A 22,590-nucleotide genomic window follows, 5' to 3' on the forward strand; every position below is an offset into this window, starting at 1 on the left:
TCATGCAACATAGATATATTTAAGGGGTGCCGAAATGACCAAGGGGCAAAGACATATTAAAATAAGAGAACTGATAACAAACAGTGAAGTGGAAACGCAGGATGAATTGGTTGATCGCTTAAAAAGCGCGGGATTCAACGTCACGCAGGCCACGGTTTCAAGGGATATCAAGGAGCTGCATCTTGTAAAGGTGCCGATGATGGACGGCAGATACAAATATAGCCTACCAGCCGATCAGCGCTTTAACCCACTGCAGAAGCTAAAACGATCCCTGATGGATGCGTTCGTCAAACTCGACATCGCCGGTCATATGATCGTCATGAAAACGATGCCCGGTAACGCCAACGCAATCGGAGTATTAATTGACAACCTCGATTGGCCAGAAATCTTGGGATCCATCTGTGGAGACGACACATGCCTGATCATCTGCCGTACCCCCGAGCAGGCCGAAGAGCTATCCGAAAAATTTATTAATATGCTTTAAAAAAAAGCTTATTGATTCAATTTTTAAGAATCTAGCTGGTGATTGGAGCAATAGGCGAAGACTCCTCGAAAATGCGAGCATTTTCTTCGTGCGATGTATCGCTGCCGGAGCCTTCCTTGTCCTGCGGGAGATAGCGCTAGAGTGGAGACCCCACAGGCGCAGCCGAGGAGGCTCACGCCAGCCCCGCGGAAAGCGCAGCCTAGTGCGGAAATCAACAGCGGTGTTTAATGCCCAATATATAAATAGAATGATTCCGTAAAGGAAGTGATGGAATGATTGCAGAATTAACGATTAAAAATTTTGCTATTATCGAATCTCTGTCAATCTCTTTTGATAAAGGTCTGACTGTGCTGACAGGTGAAACAGGTGCCGGGAAATCCATTATCATCGATGCGATCCACCTGCTGGCTGGTGGACGGGGCTCCCATGAATTTGTGCGATTCGGAGAGAAGCGTGCAGAGCTTGAGGGGCTGTTCCTGCTTGAGGACGAGTCCCATCCATGCTATAGGGTCTGCCAAGAGCTTGGCATTGATATTGAAGACGAGATGGTTGTATTGAGAAGGGAAATCCATGCGACAGGAAAGAGTGTGTGCAGGGTGAATGGAAAGCTCGTTACAATCGCTCTTTTACGAGAAGTGGGACAAACCCTGGTCGATATTCATGGGCAGCACGAGCATCAGGAGCTCATGGATCCTGATCTTCATCTGGCACTCCTAGATCAGTTCGGCGGCAAAGCGGTTCAAAAGGAGCTACAGGCCTATTCAGAAATATATAAAGAGTACAAAGATGTGGAAAAGCGTCTTCTTCACTTGACGGAAAACGAGCAGAAAGTGGCACACCGCCTTGATCTGCTGCAATTCCAGGCAGAGGAAATCAACAATGCCCAGCTTACGCTCAATGAGGATGAAGAGCTTTTTGAGGAACGAACCAAAATCAGCAACTACGAACGTCTTTATCAATCCCTGAACAACTGCTACTATTCGATGCATGGTGAACAAAAGGCACTTGATTGGATCGGACAGGCCATGTCTGAAGCGGAAGGCTTGGAGGAGATCGATAAGAATCTGAAGGATGTTTTTGATACAATTTCCAACTCCTACTATCAGCTTGAGGAGTTATCCTATCGACTGCGGGACGAAATCGATCAGCTGGAATTCGATCCAAAGCGCCTGGATTTCATAGAAAGCAGATTGAATGAAATCAAGCAGCTGAAAAGGAAGTATGGCAGTTCCGTTGAGGAAATCCTGGAATACGCCTCTAAAATCGAGGAAGAGCTGGAGACCCTGCAGAACCGTGACTCTCACATACACCAGCTTCAGGAATCGCTCCAATCATTAAAAGAGGATCTCGCATTGGAAGCCAAAGCGTTGACGGAAGCCCGCATGAAGGCTGCTGCCAAGCTCACAAAGAGCATTCATAAGGAACTTAAAGATCTTTATTTGGAAAAAGCGATATTCGACGTCCATTTTGAAGTGAGAAAAGAAAAGGGGCAAGACGGTTTTCTTTTTCAGAAGAATGGAGTGGATATGGTGGAGTTCTATCTCACCACCAACCCTGGCGAACCGCTAAAGCCGATGGCAAAGGTAGCTTCAGGAGGAGAGCTTTCTCGAATCATGCTGGCGCTGAAGAGCATTTTCTCTAAGCATCAGGGAATTACTTCAATCATCTTTGATGAAGTGGATACTGGTGTAAGCGGTCGTGTCGCACAAAGCATCGCAGAGAAGATCTATCAGGTATCCGTGGATTCACAGGTGCTCTGCATCTCCCACCTGCCGCAAGTGGCTGCCATGTCCGATACCCATCTCTTCATCAGCAAGGAAGTAAAGGGAGAACGGACAAAAACCAAAGTGAACGTGCTTGGGGAAGAAGAAAAAATCCGCGAAATCGGCCGGATGATCTCAGGTGTCGAAATCACGAGTCTCACCAAAGAGCATGCAAAAGAATTACTGGAGCTTGCCGGCAGTATGAAGCAGGCTTAAAGGATAAGAGCGTTTCCCATTATTGTTGTGGGAAGCGCTTTTTGTTTTATGTGCGATTGGAGGAAGAGCAGCGTATGGATATCGTGTAGTTGCGAGAGGATAGAACGAGGTTACGTGAGAATAGGTGGAAGTTACGTGAGGATAAAACCTAGAAACGTGAGAATAGCACCCGTGGACGTGAGAATTGACTGAAAACAATCAATTCTTCCTCCAAAATCACCCCGAACTCAGCACACCTTCATTTATGCGTCCCACATACCTTGTATAACTATCCATATTGGGTAGCTTTTTTATTTATATATTGGTTATAAATGTGGGCGTAGAAGGCAAAATTATATAATGTAGCCATGAAAGGTGTGGGATAGGAGCGAGGAGAGTGAAAAAGTTTGAGAGAAGATTTAATTAGAAAAATTATCGGTGTATTTCTCCTTGTTTCAGTCATGGTATTGTGTGCAAGTCAGCCATTTAAAGAGTTTATCCAAATTCCCAATAAAATAACGATGTTTGAAGGGCAAGGAATTCATTTCCAGTCATCCATACCTGTAAATGCGGTAGTGAAGGGAAATGAGCCTTCTGTTGGAATAGATACGGAAAATGGTGCAGTCGCTCTTAGCGGTAAGAAAAGCGGGAAAGCCAAGTTGTTCTAGAGCTAGCCGGTATCCCGATCAAGCAAGTGAATGTGGATGTAATCCCTGAATATAAAGTGTATCCTGGTGGTCAGTCCATCGGTGTGAAATTAAATACTTTAGGTGTATTGGTTGTCGGTCATCATCAAGTGGATACGGTAGAGGGAAAGCAGTCGCCTGGTGAAATTGCAGGCATTCAAGTCGGTGACATTATAACAAAGATCAATGGTGAAACAATTGAACAGATGAGCGACGTTGCCCCATTTGTTCAAAAAGCCGGGAAAACCGGTGCTCCGCTCGATGTTGTCATAACTAGAGATAAGAAAACCATCGAGACAAAATTAGTTCCCTTAAAAGACAAGCAGGATAGTACATTCCGAATCGGTTTGTATATCAGGGATTCTGCAGCAGGAATCGGGACCATGACTTTTTATGATCCCATCACGATGAAGTACGGTGCACTTGGCCATGTTATTTCGGACATGGATACCAAAAAGCCGATTGTTGTACAGGATGGACAGATCGTCCGATCCACCGTAACATCGATTGAAAAAGGAAGCAATGGGGTGCCAGGTGAGAAACTGGCACGTTTCTCCAACGACCGTTCTTCCATCGGTGATATCACAAGAAACAGTCCGTTCGGTATTTTCGGAACGCTCCATCAGGATATCCAAAACGGCATTATGGACAAAGCATTGCCGATCGCACTCTCCCATGAAGTAAAAGAGGGACCTGCGAAAATACTGACCGTGGTAAATGAAGACAAGGTTGAGGAGTTTGATGTGGAAGTAATCAGCTCGATACCACAAAAGTTCCCGGCAACAAAAGGAATGGTCATCAAGATAACGGATCCGGTCCTTTTAGAGAAAACAGGTGGAATTGTCCAAGGAATGAGTGGCAGTCCCATCATTCAGAATGGCAAGGTTATCGGCGCCGTAACACACGTGTTTGTCAACGACCCGACTTCAGGGTATGGTGTTCACATAGAATGGATGCTGAACGAAGCGGGAATTGACATCTATAAAAAGGAAAACCAGAAGAAAGTGGGCTGATCAAGCTCGCTTTTTTTCTTTTGTTTACTTAAATTTTTGTTTCGATTTCAGGACGCTAGCTGTTGATTGGAGCGAAATGCGTAGACTCCTGCGGGAGGTAGCGCTTAGATGGAGACCCCGTAGGCGAAGCCGAGGAGGCTCTCGCAAGCCCCGCGGAAAGCGAAGTCTTTCGCGGAAATCAACAGCGGTGGTTAACAGAGTTTTTCTTTAATTTGGTTTTCACATACGGTATGATATTAAATATAAAGATTTTTCGACAAACGCACCAAGGAATTTGTAACTTTATGCGTAATTAGTCGAAAAAAGAAGGAATCTGAAGAAAAACCCTCTTTTTCTAATAAATTTAAGGATTTTTTAAAATATTAGAGGAAAAGAGGTTGCATTGTCGAATTTAACAATTAGAATAAAAATATAGAGAAAATTACAAACCAAAGAAAAGAATGTATAGGGACTGAGGAGGAAATTAGCTGTATGAAAATCAAAGTGTGTGTGGTAGATGATAATCGTGAATTGGTTGGCCTGTTATAGGAGTATATTTCTGCGCAAGAAGACATGGAAGTGGTAGGAGTTGCACATAACGGTCAGGAATGCCTTCAATTAATTCAAGACAAGTCACCGGACGTCTTAATTTTAGATATTATTATGCCTCATCTTGATGGTTTGGGCGTATTGGAAAAAATGCGTTCCCTGAACCTTGAGAAGCAGCCGAACGTGATTATGCTTACAGCTTTTGGACAAGAGGATGTGACAAAGAAAGCAGTGGATCTCGGCGCATCCTATTTTATCCTTAAGCCATTTGATATGGAAAACCTGGTTAGCAGTATTCGTCAGGTAAGCGGTAAATCTTCACCGATCCTGAAGCGTTCCGGTTCATCGTCCTTCCGCTCCTCAAGTCCAGAACCAAAAGGTAGAAACCTGGATGCGAACATCACGAGCATCATTCACGAAATCGGCGTACCAGCACACATCAAAGGTTACCTTTACTTAAGAGAAGCAATTAGCATGGTCTATAATGATATTGAGCTTTTAGGCTCCATTACGAAAGTCCTTTATCCGGATATTGCAAAGAAATACAATACAACTGCCAGCCGTGTAGAGCGTGCAATCCGCCATGCCATCGAGGTTGCATGGTCCCGCGGGAATATCGATAGCATTTCGTCGTTGTTCGGTTACACGGTTTCCATGACAAAAGCAAAGCCAACCAACAGTGAATTCATTGCAATGGTTGCAGATAAGCTGCGCCTGGAGCACCGCGCTTCCTGAAAGGGTAAGGAACAATAGAATAGCCTACATCCTTAAATGACCAGTGATTGCGATTATTGGTCATTTTTTGCTTTTATTGTCAAAATAAAAAAGCGAACCCGAAAGTTCACTTCTGCAGTATATCTAAAAACTTAAATTTCGCATTCTTCCATGATAAACTTAATCAGAAGCAGCTAATCCTTTTTAGCTTCCTCACGTTCGATTTCCACTAATTTTTGCACTAAAATGTGCTGTGGAAGGTGCATGATCTGTTCAATCGGTACATCTAATGCCTTGGCTAGTTTTTGGGCGGTTTCTGCGGAGATTTGCAATGGACGCATCTCATTCACCTCGTTTTTAATAGTAATACGTTTATTTTACTAAAAACGGAGCTTTATTGTAACTGTTATTCTTAGGGGAATATCGAAAGGTGTGAAAACATGACAAAAATATTTGGTCACCGGGGTTCAGCTGGTACTCATCCCGAAAATACGATGATCAGCTTTGAGCAGGCATACATAGATGGGGCGGACGGCATTGAGCTGGATGTTCAACTGAGCAAGGACGGGATCCCTGTTGTCATTCACGATGAAAAGGTCGACAGGACAACAAATGGAAAAGGCTTTGTGAAGGACATGAAGCTGAAAGAATTGCAGAAGCTGAACGCAGTCTATAAATTTGCCGAACAATATAAAGCAGCTGCCATACCCACACTAGAACAAGTGCTCAACTGGGCAAAGGGTAAAGGCATCCTTATCAACATTGAACTCAAAAATGGCATCATCGTCTATGAGGGTCTCGAGGAGAAGGTGGTGGAGCTGGTAGACAAATATGATCACCACTCCAACATAATCTTTTCAAGCTTTAACCACTATAGCATTGCCAAGCTTCATAAGCTTGTGCCTGATATCGACAAGGCAGTTCTATATATGGAAGGGATCTATAAGCCTTGGGAGTATACGAAATGGGTGGGGGGTAATGGAATCCATCCTAGTATCAAAGCATGTCCAACTGTTTTGATCGAGCAGTCGCAAAAAGCGGGAGTGCCGGTCAGACCCTTTACTGTGAATGATAAAAAAATGATGAAAAAATTGTTTGAGATTAACTGTGCAGGTTTTTTCACGGATTATCCGAAAATTGCGGTGCAGTTAAGAAAATAGACAAAAATCCGGTTCTCCACATCAAGGAGTTCCGGATTTTTTTATTTTTGAAAACGTTTCTGAACTTTACTGCGTTTGCGGTCCCTGTAAAAGATGAATCCAGCTACAAACCATAGCCCAATCAGGAAAAACAGAAGTCCTATTAAAAACTGCAGCCATAGATAAGGAATCAAAGGGTGGCCGATGTTGAACACCATGTCCCTCATAAGCTTGATCCCATATACAGCAATACATCCAGGTATAAGTAAGATAATTAAAGCGACAATACGTTGCATAAATGATGTGCCTCACTTTCCGAGCGTTCGATCATATTATATCAGATTTTGTCTTGCTTAGAAGAAAAAAACCGTTTATGATAGAAGTATGCAAGATATTTCATATGTTTATAAGAAGACTATGAATTTTCTTTCAATTTACAACTGGATGACACTACAATAGTAGAAGATGATTCACTAGTCGTTCTTAACTAAATAAAGGGGTTTGTTATGCAGACTGTACTGATAGTTGGCGCTGGTAAGGGTGGCTCTGCGATTTTAAAAATGTTAACGCATTCAGGGATGTTCAACCTCGTTGCGGTAGTCGATATTGACAAGGACGCTGCTGGACTGGCAATGGCAAACCGGATGGGGATACCAGTTGGTGAAAAGTGGGAAGATTTTCTTGCCGAAAAGCTTGATATCATCATTGAAGCCACCGGGTCCGAGGAAGTTTTTCAGGAAATTAGAGAAAAGAAAGATAAAAAGACGGTTCTTGTTCCAGGAACGGTCGCACACATTACGGCGAAGCTTGTGGAAGAACGCGAAGACCTTATTGCGAAAATGAAATACGAATCGCATAAGCGCGATCTGATCTTCAACCTCCTGCATGACGGGTTATTGGTTGTCGACCAGTCGGGCAAGGTGATCCTGTTCAATAAAAGCGCGCAGCGGATTGCGGGAATAAAGAAAGAGCACATTGAAAACAAGCATGTTCTCGAGTATATTCCGTCAAGCAGATTGATTGATGTGATACATACAAAAAGAGTCGAAAAAAATAAAGAAATGATTCTGGAGAACGGCAAGAAAATCATTACTACGAGGTCCCCGCTGATTGATGAGGATGGGAAAGTAATCGGTGCTTTTGCGGTATTCAAGGATATTACGGAAGTAGTAAACCTTGCTGAGGAAGTGACCAACCTCAAGGGCATACAAACGATGCTCGAGGCGATCATTCAATCCTCGGATGAAGCGATATCGGTTGTGGATGAATTTGGCCGCGGGCTAATGATCAACCCTGCATATTCAAGGCTGACAGGCCTGAAGGAAGAACAGGTAATCGGAAAGCCTGCCACTGCGGACATATCAGAAGGTGACAGCATGCATATGAAGGTGCTGGAAACCAGAAGAGCGGTACGAGGGGTAAATCTAAAGGTAGGCCCGGGTAAAAAAGAGGTTATTGTTAATGTTGCGCCGATCATAGTGGACGGCAAGCTGAAGGGGAGTGTCGGGGTCATCCATGACGTCTCCGAGATCCAGACGCTGACAACAGAGCTGGACCGGGCAAGGCAGATCATCCGAACACTGGAAGCGAAATACTCCTTTGAGGATATTATCGGTTCCTCCGAGGAAATGAGCCTTGCAATTGAACAGGCGAAATTGGGTGCAAAAACTCCTGCAACTGTTTTGTTGCGTGGGGAGTCGGGCACGGGGAAAGAATTATTTGCCCATGCCATCCATAACGGAAGCAGCAGGAAGTATAACAAGTTCATTCGGGTCAATTGCGCGGCGCTCTCTGAATCGCTTCTGGAAAGTGAATTGTTCGGCTATGAAGAAGGTGCTTTCTCCGGGGCTAAACGCGGCGGAAAGAAAGGGCTTTTTGAAGAAGCGAACAACGGTAGTATTTTCCTTGATGAAATAGGGGAATTGTCTGCCAACACTCAAGCAAAACTATTAAGGGTATTGCAAGAAAATGAAATCATCAGGGTTGGTGGAACAAAAGCGATATCCATCAACGTCCGGGTCATTGCAGCGACCAATGTGAATCTGGAAAAGGGCATTGCGAATGGCACCTTCCGTGAAGATCTGTATTACCGGTTGAACAGGATGCCGATTCATATTCCTCCATTAAGAAAGCGGAAAGAGGATATCGAAGCGATAAGCGAGCATCTGATCAGAAAAATCAACCAGGACTACGGGAGGAATGTGGAGGGGTTAACACCGCAAGCCATCCATTACTTAGCCTCCTATGACTGGCCGGGAAATGTCAGGGAGCTCGAGAATGTCCTAGGACGGGCCATCATCTTCATGCAATATAGTGAAGTGCTGATTGATACGAGCCATATTCCTGCACTTGCCAAGGGTGAAAATGTCAGTCAGGAATCGTCTGAAGCCATTCCCGAGAATCAAACACTGATGGAAATGCTGGAAGGGTACGAAGCGAAAATTATTCAAAAAACCCTAAAGAAGAACAAAGGTAATAAAACGAAGACCGCAAAGGAGCTCGGAGTATCCATTCGTAATCTTTATTATAAAATGGAGAAATTCCACCTTGCTTGATAATGCATGCAAAATACTGCGTGATACGCAAGTTTTTGCATATGCGATTACAGATAAATAAAGCGTTTACATGATTTTAGTGTTGGCACGAATCTTGCATAGATATAAATGGTGTAGAAAGGAAGGGTTGAAGAGATGAAACTAGATGAACTTATCAGCAGAGCAACCCAATTGCCATCCAAGGTAGTTGCTATCGCAGCTGCGGAGGATGCAGAGGTGATGGAAGCGGTCGCCCATGCATTGGAAAAGGATTTAGCTTCTTTTATCCTTTTCGGTGATGAGGAAAAGATCACTAGCATGCTTGCCTCCCATAGAATCGATAGCTCACATGAGGGCGTACGCATCGTACCTGCCGGTAATGCAAAGGAAGCGGCCCAGCTTGCTGTAAAGGCTGTTTCCGGTAAAGAGGCAGATGTTCTGATGAAAGGGAATGTCCCAACTGCCACTATTTTAAAAGAAGTATTGAATAAGGAATACGGTCTTCGTACCGGAAGTGTGCTATCTCATGTGGCAGCATTTGAGGTACCGGGCTATGACCGACTTATTTTTGTCACTGATGCGGCGATGAATATCGAACCGACATTAGAGCAGAAGGTGCAGATTGTACAAAACTCTGTATCTGTAGCCAGGGCAATAGGTCTTGAGATGCCGAAAGTTGCGCCACTCGCCGCTGTGGAGGTAGTAAATCCTGCAATGCAGGCGACAATGGATGCAGCGCTGCTTACCCAGATGAACCACAGAGACCAGATCAAAGACTGCATCATTGACGGCCCGTTGGCATTGGATAATGCCGTGAGTGTACTTGCAGCAGAACATAAAGGAATCAAAAGTGAAGTGGCAGGACAAGCGGATATCCTTTTTGTTCCTACCATTGAAGTGGGAAATGTCCTTTATAAATCACTTATCTATTTTGCAAATGCAAAGGTTGGTGCGATCATATCAGGTGCCAAAGCTCCGATTGTTTTAACATCAAGAGCAGACTCAGCCGAAAGTAAATTAAATTCTTTAGCATTAGCTGTCTGTTCTGTTAAATAATATATCTAACTAAAAATTTTCAACTATCTTGGGGAGGAATTTTATCATGGAAATTTTCAAATATATGGAGACTTACGATTACGAGCAACTAGTTATTTGTCAGGATAAAAAATCAGGATTAAAAGCAATCATCGCGATTCACGATACGACTCTTGGACCAGCATTGGGTGGAACTCGCATGTGGACATATGCTTCCGAGGAAGCGGCGATTGAAGATGCACTACGCCTTGCAAAAGGTATGACGTACAAGAATGCTGCTGCCGGACTTAACCTTGGCGGAGGAAAAACGGTTATCATCGGTGATCCACGTACAGACAAGAACGAAGAAATGTTCCGCGCTTTCGGTCGTTACATCCAAGGATTGAATGGCCGTTATATCACTGCTGAGGATGTTGGGACAACTGTAGCAGATATGGACCTTATCTATGAAGAGACTGACTATGTAACAGGTGTATCACCTGCATTCGGTTCTTCCGGTAACCCATCTCCGGTAACAGCTTACGGTGTTTACCGCGGAATGAAAGCTGCTGCAAAAGAAGCTTTCGGTACGGATTCATTGGAAGGTAAAGTAGTAGCGGTTCAAGGTGTAGGTAACGTGGCATTCAACCTTTGCCGCCACCTGCATGAAGAAGGTGCACAACTGATCGTGACAGACATCAATAAAGAAGCAGTAAACCGTGCAGTTGAAGAGTTCGGAGCAAGAGCAGTTGACATCAACGACATCTACAGTGTGGAATGCGATATCTATGCTCCATGTGCTTTAGGTGCGACAATCAACGACGAAACGATTCCGCAATTAAAAGCAAAAGTTATTGCAGGTGCTGCAAACAACCAGCTGCTTGATACAAAACACGGCGACATCATCCATGAAATGGGTATCGTCTACGCTCCTGACTATGTAATCAATGCTGGTGGAGTAATCAACGTTGCGGATGAGCTTTACGGCTACAACCGTGAGCGTGCAATGAAAAAAGTAGAAGGCATCTACGATAACATCGAAAAAGTTATTGAAATTGCAAAGCGTGACGGAATTCCGACATACAAAGCTGCTGACCGTTTAGCAGAAGAGCGCATCGAACGCATGAGAATGTCACGCAGCCAATTTTTACAAAACGGACATCATATTTTAAGCCGTCGTAACGGACGCTAATATTATAAAGAATTGAAACAAGGAACGGGGGCTGTGCCAGGCTTCGTGGAAACACGCTTGGGACACCCCTGTTACCTGTAATAATGGAGGTTTCCACATTGTTAGAAAAGGAATATCGCATACTAGTCATCAATCCAGGATCTACATCAACGAAAATAGGTGTATTCGATAATGAACGCTCCGTTTTTGAGAAAACAATACGTCACGATAGTGAAACGATCAATTCCTTTGCATCAATCTTTGACCAGTATGAATTCAGAAAAACAACAATTCTTGAAACATTGGACCAAGAAGGCATCAATATCTCGAAGTTAAGTGCAGTTTGTGGCCGTGGGGGACTGCTTCGTCCAATCGAAGGTGGAACCTATTCGGTTAATGACGAAATGCTGAAGGATCTTAAAGTCGGCTATTCAGGTCAGCACGCATCAAACCTTGGCGGAATTTTAGCCTATGAAATTGCTACTGGCTTGAATATTCCTTCTTTTATTGTCGACCCTGTAGTTGTAGACGAGTTATCGGATGTAGCGAGAATTTCCGGTTTCTCTCTGATTGAGCGCAAAAGCATTTTCCATGCACTGAACCAGAAAGCTGTAGCTCGCCGCGTGGCAAAGGAGCTTGGCAAAAAGTATGAAGAACTGAACCTGATTGTCACTCACATGGGTGGGGGGATTACGGTTGGTACGCATATCGGTGGACGCGTAGTGGATGTAAATAATGGTCTTCACGGCGATGGACCATTCAGTCCGGAACGTGCCGGAACAGTACCTGCAGGAGATCTCGTGTCACTGTGCTTTTCAGGTGACTACTACCGTGATGAAATCATGAAAAAGCTCGTAGGACAAGGTGGACTTGTAGGCTATCTTGGAACTAATGACGCGGTCCAAGTAGAAAAAATGATCGAAAATGGCGATAAGCAAGCAGAACTGGTATATGAAGCAATGGCTTATCAGGTAGCAAAAGAAATTGCATCCGCAAGTGCCGTGCTGGCAGGGAAAGTGGATGCGATCGTTCTGACTGGAGGACTTGCATACGGAAAGGGATTTGTTAAACAGATCTCCGACCGCATCAGCTGGATAGCAGACGTGATTGTACAACCTGGAGAAAATGAGCTTCAAGCTCTGACAGAAGGAGCATTGCGAGTGCTTCGCGGCGAAGAGGATGCAAAAATTTACCCAGGCAATAAAGTGGACAGCAAAGTACGCAGCTAGGAAGGGAGAGGCAAACATGGCACAAGAATATGATTTAGTCATTCTAGGTGGAGGAACGGGTGGTTATGTAGCAGCTATCCGTGCATCTCAGCTTGGCTTAAAAACAGCAGTAGTAGAAAAAAAGAAAATCGGCGGAACTTGCCTTCATGCAGGTTGTATCCCAAGTAAAGCATTGCTTCGCAGCGCAGAAGTATTTGCACAAACAAAGAACAGTGAAGAATTTGGCGTCATCTCCGGAGAAGTGAAATTGGACTTCTTTAAGGTGCAGGAGCGCAAACAGAAAATCATCGACCAGCTTCACGGTGGCGTACAGCACTTAATGAAGCAAGGCAAGATAGATGTATTTTACGGTACTGGACGTATCTTGGGACCATCCATTTTCTCTCCAATGCCTGGAACGATCTCCGTTGAGTTCGAAAATGGCGAGGAAAACGAAATGCTGATCCCGAAAAACGTGATCGTAGCAACCGGATCCCGTCCTCGTTCCCTGCCTGGACTTGAAATCGATGGCACACAGGTCATGACTTCCGATGAGGCATTATCCTTAAAAGAGCTTCCAAAATCCATCATCATCGTAGGTGGAGGCGTAATCGGAATCGAGTGGGCTTCCATGCTTGACGATTTCGGAGTGGAAGTTACGGTACTGGAATATGCAGACCGTGTATTACCAACCGAAGACAAGGAAGTATCCAAAGAAATGCAGCGCCTTTTGAAAAAGCGCGGCATCAAAGTGGTAACAAGTGCAAAAGTACTTCCGGACACATTAGAAAAATCTGCTGATTCCGTGACAATCAAAGCGGAGCACAAAGGCGAAGAAAAATCCTTTACCGCTGAAAAAATGTTGGTATCTGTCGGCCGTCAAGCAAACGTTGAAGGCATTGGACTTGAGAACACGGATATTCAAGTGGAAAAAGGCTTCATCAAAACAAACGACCGTTTCCAAACAAAAGAATCCCACATCTATGCAATCGGTGATGTTATAGGAGGCTTGCAGCTTGCACACGTTGCTTCTCATGAAGGAATAGTGGCAGTTGAGCATATCGCCAATGAAAACCCTGCGCCAATCGATTACAGCATGATTTCCAAATGTGTATACAGCAGCCCAGAAGTGGCAAGTGTAGGATATACAGAGGAAGAAGCTAAAGAAAAAGGCTTCGAAGTGAAAACAGGTAAGTTCTCTTTCCGTGCAATCGGAAAAGCGCTTGTTTACGGGGAATCTGATGGATTCGTGAAGCTTGTCGTAAATAAAAAGAACGATGATATCCTTGGCGTTCACATGATCGGTCCACATGTTACAGACATGATCTCTGAAGCAGGTCTTGCACGTGTACTTGATGCGACTCCATGGGAAATCGGTCACACGATCCATCCACATCCTTCCTTATCGGAAGCGATCGGGGAGGCTGCGCTGGCAGTCGATGGAAAAGCAATTCATTCATAAAAAGAGAATAAGGGAGCAGTCTTAAAAAAGAATGCTCCCCACTTTCTACATATAGGAGGTAAATACAATGGCAGAAAATCGCCACCAGGCTTTAGGGCTAAGTGATGAAAATGTATTAGAAATGTTTAGAACAATGTTAATGGCTCGCCGTATTGACGAGCGTATGTGGTTATTGAACCGTGCAGGGAAAATTCCTTTCGTAATCTCCTGCCAAGGACAAGAAGCGGCCCAGGTTGGAGCAGCATTCGCACTAGATCGTGAAAAAGACTATGTGCTTCCATACTACCGTGATATGGGTGTTGTATTGACATTCGGTATGACAGCAACGGAATTGATGCTTTCCGGCTTTGCAAAAGCAGAAGATCCAAACTCCGGCGGACGCCAGATGCCAGGTCACTTCGGCCAAAAGAAAAACCGTATCGTAACTGGCTCTTCTCCAGTAACTACACAGGTACCACACGCAGTAGGTGTAGCACTTGGCGGGCGTTTGGAAGGAAAGGACCTAGTGACATTCGTAACATTCGGTGAAGGTTCCTCCAACCAAGGAGACTTCCATGAAGGTGCGAACTACGCAGCGGTTCACAAATTACCGGTTATCTTCATGTGCGAAAATAACAAATATGCTATCTCTGTTCCTTACGAGAAGCAAGTGGCATGTGAAAAAATCTCTGACCGTGCATTAGGTTACGGAATGCCTGGAATTACAATCGACGGAAACGATCCTTTAGAAGTATATGCAGCAGTGAAAGAAGCGGCAGACCGCGGCCGTCGCGGTGAAGGCCCAACATTGGTAGAAGCAATTTCCTACCGTCTGACTCCACACTCCAGTGATGACGATGATCGTGCATACCGTGAGCGTGACGAAGTGGATGCAGCAAAAGCGAAGGATCCGATCATCAGCTTTGCAGCATACCTGAAAGAGGTTGGCGTACTGACTGACGAAAAAGAGAAAGAAATGAACGATGAAATTGCCAAAGAAGTGAACGAAGCAACAGAATACGCAGAAAATGCTCCATATGCAGATGCTGAATCCGCAATGAAGCATGTTTACGCAGAGTAAGGGGGAACCATCATGGCAGTTATTTCTTATATAGATGCAGTGACAATGGCCATCCGTGAAGAGATGGAGCGCGATTCCAAAGTATTCGTACTTGGGGAAGACGTAGGACTAAAAGGTGGAGTTTTCAAAGCGACAACCGGCCTTTATGACCAGTTCGGGGAAGACAAAGTAATCGATACGCCACTTGCAGAGTCTGCAATCGCTGGTGTAGCAATCGGTGCAGCAATGTACGGCATGCGCCCGATCGCTGAAATGCAGTTCGCTGATTTCATTATGCCTGCCGTAAACCAAATCATCTCGGAAGCGGCGAAAATCCGCTACCGTTCCAACAACGACTGGACTTGTCCACTTGTTGTACGTGCTCCATACGGTGGAGGAGTACACGGTGCCCTTTACCACTCTCAATCAGTTGAAGCGGTATTTGCGAACCAGCCAGGTCTGAAAATCGTCATGCCTTCCACACCTTATGATGTAAAAGGTTTGTTGAAAGCGGCAATCCGTGACGAAGATCCGGTACTATTCTTCGAGCACAAGCGTGCATACCGTCTGATCAAAGGCGAAGTTCCTACTGATGATTATGTTCTTCCAATCGGTAAAGCTGACGTGAAACGAGAAGGGGAAGATATCACGGTCATCACTTACGGCCTATGTGTTCACTTTGCACTTCAAGCAGCAGAGCGTCTTGCTCAAGACGGCATCTCCGCTCACATCCTTGACTTGCGTACGGTTTACCCGTTGGACAAAGAAGCGATCATGGAAGCGGCTTCTAAAACAGGTAAAGTTCTTTTACTTACAGAAGATACAAAAGAAGGTAGCATCATGAGTGAAGTTTCTGCCATCATCGCGGAAAATTGCCTATTCGACCTGGATGCTCCAATCATGCGTCTTGCAGGACCAGATGTTCCTGCAATGCCATACGCTCCAACAATGGAGAAGTACTTCATGGTCAATCCGGACAAAGTGGAAAAAGCGATGCGAGAGCTAGCGGCTTATTAATACATGTTTTGATACTAGGAAGAGAGTGCCGCTACTTCGCGGCTGACTCTTCTTTACGGAATAAAGGAGGCACTCATCATGGCAATTGAAAAAATTACGATGCCACAGCTTGGAGAAAGTGTTACTGAAGGTACTATCAGTCGCTGGATCGTAAGCGTCGGTGACAAAGTAAACAAATATGACCCTCTAGCAGAGGTTATGACAGATAAGGTAAATGCAGAAATTCCATCCTCTTTTACAGGGACAATCACGGAGCTTGTAGCGGAAGACGGCGACACATTGGCTGTCGGAGAAGTAATCTGCTACATCGAAACAGGTGAAGGCGGAGCTGGAGATGCTGCTTCAACTGAAGCACCGAAGGAAGAGGCGTCTGCTCCTGCAGCGGCTTCAAAAACAAGTGCTCCTGCAGCAGCAGCACCACCAGCTGATGCGGATGCACCTAACAAGCGTCGCTACTCACCGGCAGTTCTGCGCCTTGCACAAGAAAACAATGTAGATCTTGAGCAGGTAAGTGGAACAGGTGCAGGCGGACGTATTACAAGAAAAGACATCCAAGCGGTGATCGAATCCGGCAATATCCCTAAAGCAGATTCCAAACCTGCAGCGGCTGCGGCTCCTGCACAGGAAGCTCCAAAAGCGGAAAAGGCAGCACCAGCACCTTCTGCACCTGCAGCAGCCAGCGCACCAAAAGCAGCTCAACCGGTCAACGTACCAGTGGAAGCAGGAGATATCGAAATCCCTGTAACTGGCGTACGTAAAGCGATCGCAGCAAACATGCTTCGCAGCAAGCACGAAGCGCCACATGCTTGGACGATGATCGAAGTGGATGCTACAAACCTAGTGGAATACCGCAATTCCTTAAAGAACGACTTTAAGAAGAAGGAAGGCTACAACTTAACGTTCTTCGCTTTCTTCGTAAAAGCTGTCGCTCAAGCGTTAAAAGAATTCCCGCAGATCAACTCCATGTGGGCTGGCGATAAAATCGTCCAGAAGAAAGACATCAACATCTCGATCGCAGTTGCAACGGACGACGCATTATATGTACCGGTCATTCGCAATGCAGATGAGAAAACAATCAAAGGCATTGCCCGTGAGATTACGGAACTTGCCAACAAAGTTCGCGCTGGTAAATTAACATCTGCTGAAATGCAAGGTGGAACATTTACAGTGAACAACACTGGTTCATTCGGTTCTGTACAATCACAAGGTATCATCAACTATCCACAAGCAGCAATCCTGCAAGTGGAATCCATCGTAAAACGTCCGGTAGTCATGGACCACGGCATGATCGCAGTACGCGACATGGTCAACCTGTGCATGTCCCTTGACCACCGTGTACTTGACGGACTAGTGTGCGGACGATTCCTTGCTCGAGTGAAAGAAATCATCGAGAAGATGTCCAAGGAAAATACTTCAATTTATTAATTTGTGGGAAACCGACGAGGCGCTTTGGCGTTTTGTCGGTTTTTTTGTTTTGTTAAAAGTGCAATTATTTGTGGGGAAAAATGCTGTTCGCATCAACTCGAGGTTGTTTGGCATGAACTCGGGGTGATTTGGCACGAACTTTTGGTAGTTTGGCACGAACTCAACTTAGTTTGGCACGAACTCCAATGGAAGGTAGCGGACTTGGTAAGAGACACGATTTTCGAGTAATAGAATTTATTTCTTCTTTGGCAAAGGGAACTGGATAATATATATTTAGTTAGAAAAATTAGTGTGCCATACTACAAGAAAGATGAATGGCTTTTCTTATGAAGTAAAGGAGCTTTTACGGTATTATTTTTAAGTGTGGGTGGTGATTTTAAAGTGAGTAAAATAAAAATTCGGGTTCAAGATACTATCATAGAAATCGAAGAAAACGAAAGGTATTATATTGAAGTTGAGGATAGGACTTTTATCGGTACAATCCTTGAAAATATGGATTTTGAATGCGACGGTCGGGTATTCTTTTACATCCTCACTGATGAAGAAAACGAAGATTATCAAATAGTAGAAGATGAAATTTTAATTATAAAAAAACTTTAAGTGAACTATTGTCTTCTTGTGGTAACGGGTAGATTATCTGGAACAAGGTGAGCTTCTTTTTTGTGAAATTAACTTTTGAATAAATGGTTGAGATTTGAAATAATTGGTATTAAGTAGTCGGGAAGGATTGTAGAGGAGCGAGAATAATTCCTTATTCCAGCAAATGGGCCAGATTGTAGAAGATGTAGTTTAGCACTAGTAGTGGGGAACCGTACCATAAGTAACGGCGAAATGAATCACTTCTTTTACATTGTTATGGTACAATTGTATGCAATAAGACTCATAACGAAATTTAGTTATTGATATATCCCGCCAATAACATATTATGAAACAGTGCTTTAATAAGGAGTTGTAGCAAATGAATAAAAATAAAAGCACAGAAATAAAATACTCATCAAACGCAGAAAACATTCTACCTCAGATCAATAGTAAAACTAAGCTTGGCGACTTACGAAAAATCGCGAAGGAAATTAAAAAAGATCACGAACTAGCTATGGAACTTTGGTCAACCGGAGAGTTTTTGCCCAGACTATTGGCAATCTTAATTATGGACAAAAAACTACTTTCACAAGATGTACTAAATAAGCTTGATAAGGATATGCAGACTCACACATTTGATGAGCGAAATAACTTAATGGATTGGTTAATGGCTAATCAGCTCACCAAAGACAAGAAGAGCATTGCATTGATGGAGTCATGGGAAAATAGTCCTTCTGCTCTTCAAAGGCGAGCTTTCTGGTATTTTCAAGGGCGATTGAGATGGACTGGACAAACACCGTCTGATAACACCGCAGACTTACTATCTGCAATTGAAGCTAATATTACGCAGGAAGAACCGGAAGTTCAATGGGCTATGAATTTCACCGCAGGCTGGATAGGCGTTTATGATGAAAAGTATCGAGCACGTTGTATTAAACTTGGTGAGAAAACGGGTCTTTACAAAGATGAAATGGTATCAAAAGGATGTACTCCCAATTATTTGCCGGAGTTCATTAAGATTGAAGTTAACAAACGGATTAATAATTAGTTACCACTGAAAATAAGGGTTTGATGTGAAAATAAAGGAATTCAAAGCCTCAATATGGTCAGGATCTGAAAGTGAGCTTCCAGATCCTTTTTGCCTGAAATTCATTAATTTTACCATTAAAGGCGTTACGGTGAACTGTATCATACTCTAGCTTGGTTCATAGAGTTCGGTGCATTAGATCAATATTCAAATGGGCAAATGACGAAGGCAAAGAAGAATCCTGTAGCTAAGTTGAAAGAACCGAAGCTAGGGAAGCGAATTCCAAAATTCCTAACCGAAGAGAATTTATGCTCAACTTAGTGGGAAATTGAGAAAAGATCTCTACAATAAATACTTTTAAGAAATCACGTTTATATTTGAGCGTGATTTTTTAAATTGAATGAAAATAAGAGATTGAGTTTATCACTTGGTTTTGAAATAATTGGTATTAAGCAATAGGGCAGGACTATTGAATAAGTCTATAAATAAGGATGCTTAACAAAGAGGAGGTGCTTGATAATGAAAAGCAGGAAACTATTGTTTGTTACTATTGGAATATTGGTTGTTGCAATTTTAACTTTTTATTTTAATGGTACCAAACAGTTATATGGGAATGATGAAGCATCAATAGTTAAAGTAATTAATTCTATTGAGGGATATGAACATAAATCAATTGAAATCTTGGAGATAAAAGATTTTGATGATTTTAGAATTGTAGGGTTTTTAGCTAATAATAGACCAGGCTGCATAGAGTTTACTGAAAATAAGAAAGGTAACTATATATGGAGAAATATAGAAGTTAAAGAGAATGAGACATTTAGTTCTTTTCATATTTCTCCTCGTAAAATGATGTTTGTGACCAATAACGAAAATGAAATTGCTAAAATGCAAGTAGATATAAATGAGCAAAAATTTGAACGGGAATTTATCCCGAATAAAGCAACTGTAACTTGGGCTGATTTACCACAAACAGATAACAACGAATATACATTTCGGAACTATAAGTATTATGATAAAGATGGAATTATTATTAAGAAATTTGAATAACCAGCTAGTAAACAATCGGGAGCTATTCTTCAAGAAAGAGAATGGCTTTTTCTTGTTGAAGTTATTGTACTAACGAAGCAGGTATGTTTAATAAAGAGGAGATAAAAAATGCAAAAGAAGAAGGTGAAAAAGCAGCTTATAATGGGGTTTATTTTGTTTGGAATTTCAATAATATCGGAAAGTTTACAAGTTATTTTTTCTCCATTCAACTTTGTTAGAGTTGTATCATTAATTGTGGTTATTGGAAGTTCATTATGTGTAGGTGCATTTATTAGAGAATTTTTTATTCTTAAAAAGACAATAAACCCTAATCAATAAATTTAAGTTTCTTATTCAAGTAACGGGAGCATTCCTGGAACAAGGATAGCGCTCATTTTCAGTATTTTAGGAACAGATTTTGTAGTGAAAAAGGAAATTAGATGTTCACCTTGAATTTGTAAGTTATGCCAGAACAGAGCAGGATTATTGAATAATACATTACTGAAAAGGGTGTGAATTGAGTTGACAGCAAAACTTAATGTTAAAGAAAGCCCAAAAGTAAATAATAAAGCAGTTTTAACGTTAGTGTTGGGGATGTTTTCTATTTTTATTTCAATCATAATGGCTTTTGGTTTCATACCAGGGATTATCGGAATTATAGTTGGACTTCTAGCATTGCGGGAAATGAGGAAGTTTAAACAAAATGGAAAGTCACTTGCAACTATTGGGATTTTGAGCTGTGTTATTGGAACTTTTTTGCCTGTTTTGTTTATGATTTAATCTTATATATACAATTTTAAGAGAACAGAGATGAATTAAGTTATTCAACTATCGGGGCGCGATTCTGGAACAAGGATCAGCGCTCTTTTTTCATTGTAGCGCGCGTCTTTTTGTATAGGGTCATTTTTGGTAAATAAAAAAGGAATTGATTATAGATTAATCGAAGCTAATCATGAAGATAAATACGAATAATGGAGAGGAGAGATAAAAATGAAGGTTATTGGTCTTATTGGCGGAATGAGTTGGGAATCTTCTGTTGAATATTATCGGATTATCAATGAAGAGGTTAAAAGAAGATTAGGGGGATTACATTCAGCGAAATGTCTTTTATATAGTGTCGATTTTCATGAAATTGAAGGTTACCAATCAAAAGGCGCCTGGGAAAAGGCTGGTGAAGAGTTAGGTAATGCTGCGCGTGCTTTGGAAAAGGGGGGAGCTGACTTTATTGTCATTTGTACAAATACGATGCACAAAGTTATAGGTGACATCCAGTCGAAAATTAATATCCCCCTTTTGCATATCGCAGATGCAACCGCAGCACAAATTAAAGAGAAAGGAATTATTTCTATTGGGTTACTAGGCACAAAGTATACAATGGAGCAAGATTTTTATAAATCACGCTTGGAGTCTAACGGTATACAAGTTATTGTGCCAAATGACAATGAAAGAGAGATTGTAAATAAGGTTATTTACGAAGAGTTATGTTTAGGAAAGATTCATCAAGAATCAAGGGATTATTATAAAAAAGTTATCCAAGGTTTAATCGAATCTGGAGCTAAAGGGATTATATTAGGCTGTACAGAAATTGGATTATTGGTAAAACCGGAAGATTCTGATATTCCTCTATTTGACACAACCTACATACATGCTATTGAAGCTGTAAATATGTCCTTAAAATAAGGGGTGAATTTTTTATATGTTTTGTTATTCTCAAATAATCGGGAGCAATTGAATAAGAAAGGGAACTTCTGAATCTAGAGGTTCCCTTATTTCTGTGAAAAAACAACAATATCTTTTAATCATAGTATTATCAATAAAAATAAAAATATTGGAAACCGATAATTCAATTTGTTCAGGAATTTAATGCCCGTTACACAAATGCAGGTGGAAGTTTAGACTAGAATATTACGTTTTCACTAGAGCACGACCATTTAACAATGGCAGTGCTTTTTAATGGAGAGAGATGGGTTAAATAGTATTGTTCAAATTAACTAGTTCATAAACTTTTTCAACGATAGGAAGCTTATCAGGAACAAGAAATGCTTCCTATTTTATACTCGAATAAAAAATAGGTTTTTGAATCAGTAACATTACCCAAGCAGAGTCCATATTTTGTTGAAGAGAGTATACAAAATGGTGATAAAGTCTCTTATTACACAATTGTTTTCGTTCCGTTTCCCTTTTATGTTGTTGACATAGCTTGATAATTTTAATACGGAGGTATGAAAAATGAATAATTTCCATAATGAACTTCAAATGTTGAATGTTGGTGATTTCCAGGCGAACGAGGCCATTCCTTGGGATCCAAACCAATACTATATGAATCAAGAGCGACAAATTGGAGTTATTTTTCGATGTTTTAGTTGTTTTAGTTGTTTTAATTGCTTTAATTGCTTTAATTGCTTTAATTGCTCTAATTGTTTCCGTTGCTCTAATTGTTTCCGTTGTGGTGGTAATTGCGGTGGTAATTGTGGTGGACGATGCGGTGGCAATTGCGGTGGCAATTGTAGCGGGCGTTGTGGCGGGGGCGGACGTTAAGGCAGTCAATCATTCTATTTTTAGAATG

Annotated in this window: 20 protein-coding genes and 3 pseudogenes; 21 read left to right on the forward strand and 2 right to left on the reverse strand. The window is 42.4% G+C overall.

Annotated features, from left to right (window positions below):
• Positions 1–34: 34 nt before the first annotated feature.
• The 4 genes and pseudogenes from ahrC (at position 35) to spo0A (ending at position 5,404) form a co-directional block, all read left to right on the forward strand.
• Positions 35–484, forward strand: a complete 450-nt coding sequence (ahrC, locus tag ABN702_RS05170; protein WP_417899682.1) for a transcriptional regulator AhrC/ArgR — start codon at positions 35–37, stop codon at positions 482–484.
• A gap of 272 nt (positions 485–756) precedes the next feature.
• Positions 757–2,463, forward strand: coding sequence for a DNA repair protein RecN (recN, locus tag ABN702_RS05175; RefSeq protein WP_417899683.1), 1,707 nt, complete (start codon positions 757–759; stop codon positions 2,461–2,463).
• A 386-nt stretch (positions 2,464–2,849) separates the two neighbouring features.
• Positions 2,850–4,141 (forward strand): annotated as a pseudogene (gene spoIVB, locus ABN702_RS05180) (SpoIVB peptidase).
• 471 nt (positions 4,142–4,612) lie between these two features.
• A pseudogene (gene spo0A / locus ABN702_RS05185) lies at positions 4,613–5,404 on the forward strand (sporulation transcription factor Spo0A).
• Positions 5,405–5,577: 173 nt separating this feature from the next.
• Here spo0A and ABN702_RS05190 read toward each other — a convergent pair.
• Positions 5,578–5,724, reverse strand: a complete 147-nt coding sequence (locus ABN702_RS05190) for a YycC family protein (protein ID WP_417899684.1) — start codon at positions 5,722–5,724, stop codon at positions 5,578–5,580.
• Between the two features lie 99 nt (positions 5,725–5,823).
• Between ABN702_RS05190 and ABN702_RS05195 the strand changes: the two genes are divergently transcribed.
• Entirely contained in the window at positions 5,824–6,543 is a 720-nt protein-coding gene (locus ABN702_RS05195) for a glycerophosphodiester phosphodiesterase (protein WP_417899685.1), read from the forward strand.
• A gap of 41 nt (positions 6,544–6,584) precedes the next feature.
• On the opposite strand, the gene ABN702_RS05200 is transcribed toward ABN702_RS05195, so the two are convergent.
• Complete coding sequence (locus ABN702_RS05200) at positions 6,585–6,818, reverse strand: DUF2627 domain-containing protein (protein WP_417899686.1); 234 nt, start codon at positions 6,816–6,818, stop codon at positions 6,585–6,587.
• A gap of 210 nt (positions 6,819–7,028) precedes the next feature.
• On the opposite strand from ABN702_RS05200, the gene ABN702_RS05205 reads away from it, so the two are divergent.
• From ABN702_RS05205 to ABN702_RS05280, 16 genes and pseudogenes are all read left to right on the forward strand, one after another.
• A complete protein-coding gene (locus tag ABN702_RS05205; RefSeq protein WP_417899687.1) occupies positions 7,029–9,077 on the forward strand; it encodes a sigma 54-interacting transcriptional regulator in 2,049 nt (682 codons plus the stop codon).
• Positions 9,078–9,212: 135 nt separating this feature from the next.
• Positions 9,213–10,112, forward strand: a complete 900-nt coding sequence (gene yqiS / locus ABN702_RS05210) for a phosphate butyryltransferase (protein ID WP_417899688.1) — start codon at positions 9,213–9,215, stop codon at positions 10,110–10,112.
• Positions 10,113–10,158: 46 nt separating this feature from the next.
• Positions 10,159–11,262: a branched-chain amino acid dehydrogenase gene (bcd, locus tag ABN702_RS05215; protein WP_417899689.1), complete on the forward strand. Its 1,104-nt coding sequence runs from the start codon at positions 10,159–10,161 to the stop codon at positions 11,260–11,262.
• A gap of 83 nt (positions 11,263–11,345) precedes the next feature.
• Positions 11,346–12,470, forward strand: coding sequence for a butyrate kinase (gene buk, locus ABN702_RS05220; protein ID WP_417899690.1), 1,125 nt, complete (start codon positions 11,346–11,348; stop codon positions 12,468–12,470).
• 16 nt (positions 12,471–12,486) lie between these two features.
• Positions 12,487–13,911, forward strand: a complete 1,425-nt coding sequence (gene lpdA / locus ABN702_RS05225; RefSeq protein ID WP_417899691.1) for a dihydrolipoyl dehydrogenase — start codon at positions 12,487–12,489, stop codon at positions 13,909–13,911.
• Between the two features lie 67 nt (positions 13,912–13,978).
• Positions 13,979–14,971: a thiamine pyrophosphate-dependent dehydrogenase E1 component subunit alpha gene (locus ABN702_RS05230; protein WP_386635631.1), complete on the forward strand. Its 993-nt coding sequence runs from the start codon at positions 13,979–13,981 to the stop codon at positions 14,969–14,971.
• A gap of 12 nt (positions 14,972–14,983) precedes the next feature.
• A complete protein-coding gene (locus ABN702_RS05235) occupies positions 14,984–15,967 on the forward strand; it encodes an alpha-ketoacid dehydrogenase subunit beta (RefSeq protein WP_417899692.1) in 984 nt (327 codons plus the stop codon).
• Between the two features lie 78 nt (positions 15,968–16,045).
• The gene (locus ABN702_RS05240) at positions 16,046–17,392 is read left to right on the forward strand and encodes a dihydrolipoamide acetyltransferase family protein (RefSeq protein WP_417899693.1); all 1,347 of its coding nucleotides are present in this window, start codon (positions 16,046–16,048) and stop codon (positions 17,390–17,392) included.
• Between the two features lie 381 nt (positions 17,393–17,773).
• Positions 17,774–17,992 (forward strand): hypothetical protein, encoded by a 219-nt coding sequence (locus tag ABN702_RS05245; RefSeq protein WP_417899694.1) that lies wholly within the window; start codon positions 17,774–17,776, stop codon positions 17,990–17,992.
• 358 nt (positions 17,993–18,350) lie between these two features.
• On the forward strand, positions 18,351–19,019 hold the full coding sequence (locus ABN702_RS05250; protein ID WP_417899695.1) for a DNA alkylation repair protein: 669 nt from the start codon (positions 18,351–18,353) through the stop codon (positions 19,017–19,019).
• 146 nt (positions 19,020–19,165) lie between these two features.
• Positions 19,166–19,298, forward strand: a pseudogene (locus ABN702_RS05255) (integrase); the annotation flags it as partial.
• A gap of 219 nt (positions 19,299–19,517) precedes the next feature.
• On the forward strand, positions 19,518–20,045 hold the full coding sequence (locus tag ABN702_RS05260) for a hypothetical protein (RefSeq protein ID WP_417899696.1): 528 nt from the start codon (positions 19,518–19,520) through the stop codon (positions 20,043–20,045).
• A gap of 108 nt (positions 20,046–20,153) precedes the next feature.
• The gene (locus ABN702_RS05265) at positions 20,154–20,363 is read left to right on the forward strand and encodes a hypothetical protein (protein ID WP_417899697.1); all 210 of its coding nucleotides are present in this window, start codon (positions 20,154–20,156) and stop codon (positions 20,361–20,363) included.
• A gap of 183 nt (positions 20,364–20,546) precedes the next feature.
• Positions 20,547–20,804, forward strand: a complete 258-nt coding sequence (locus ABN702_RS05270; protein ID WP_417899698.1) for a DUF4190 domain-containing protein — start codon at positions 20,547–20,549, stop codon at positions 20,802–20,804.
• A 210-nt stretch (positions 20,805–21,014) separates the two neighbouring features.
• A complete protein-coding gene (locus ABN702_RS05275; RefSeq protein ID WP_417899699.1) occupies positions 21,015–21,704 on the forward strand; it encodes an aspartate/glutamate racemase family protein in 690 nt (229 codons plus the stop codon).
• Positions 21,705–22,280: 576 nt separating this feature from the next.
• A complete protein-coding gene (locus tag ABN702_RS05280) occupies positions 22,281–22,562 on the forward strand; it encodes a hypothetical protein (protein WP_417900834.1) in 282 nt (93 codons plus the stop codon).
• Positions 22,563–22,590: the final 28 nt, after the last annotated feature.

Source organism: Bacillus haimaensis (genome assembly GCF_048270625.1).
Classification (GTDB): domain Bacteria; phylum Bacillota; class Bacilli; order Bacillales; family Bacillaceae_I; genus Sutcliffiella_A; species Sutcliffiella_A haimaensis.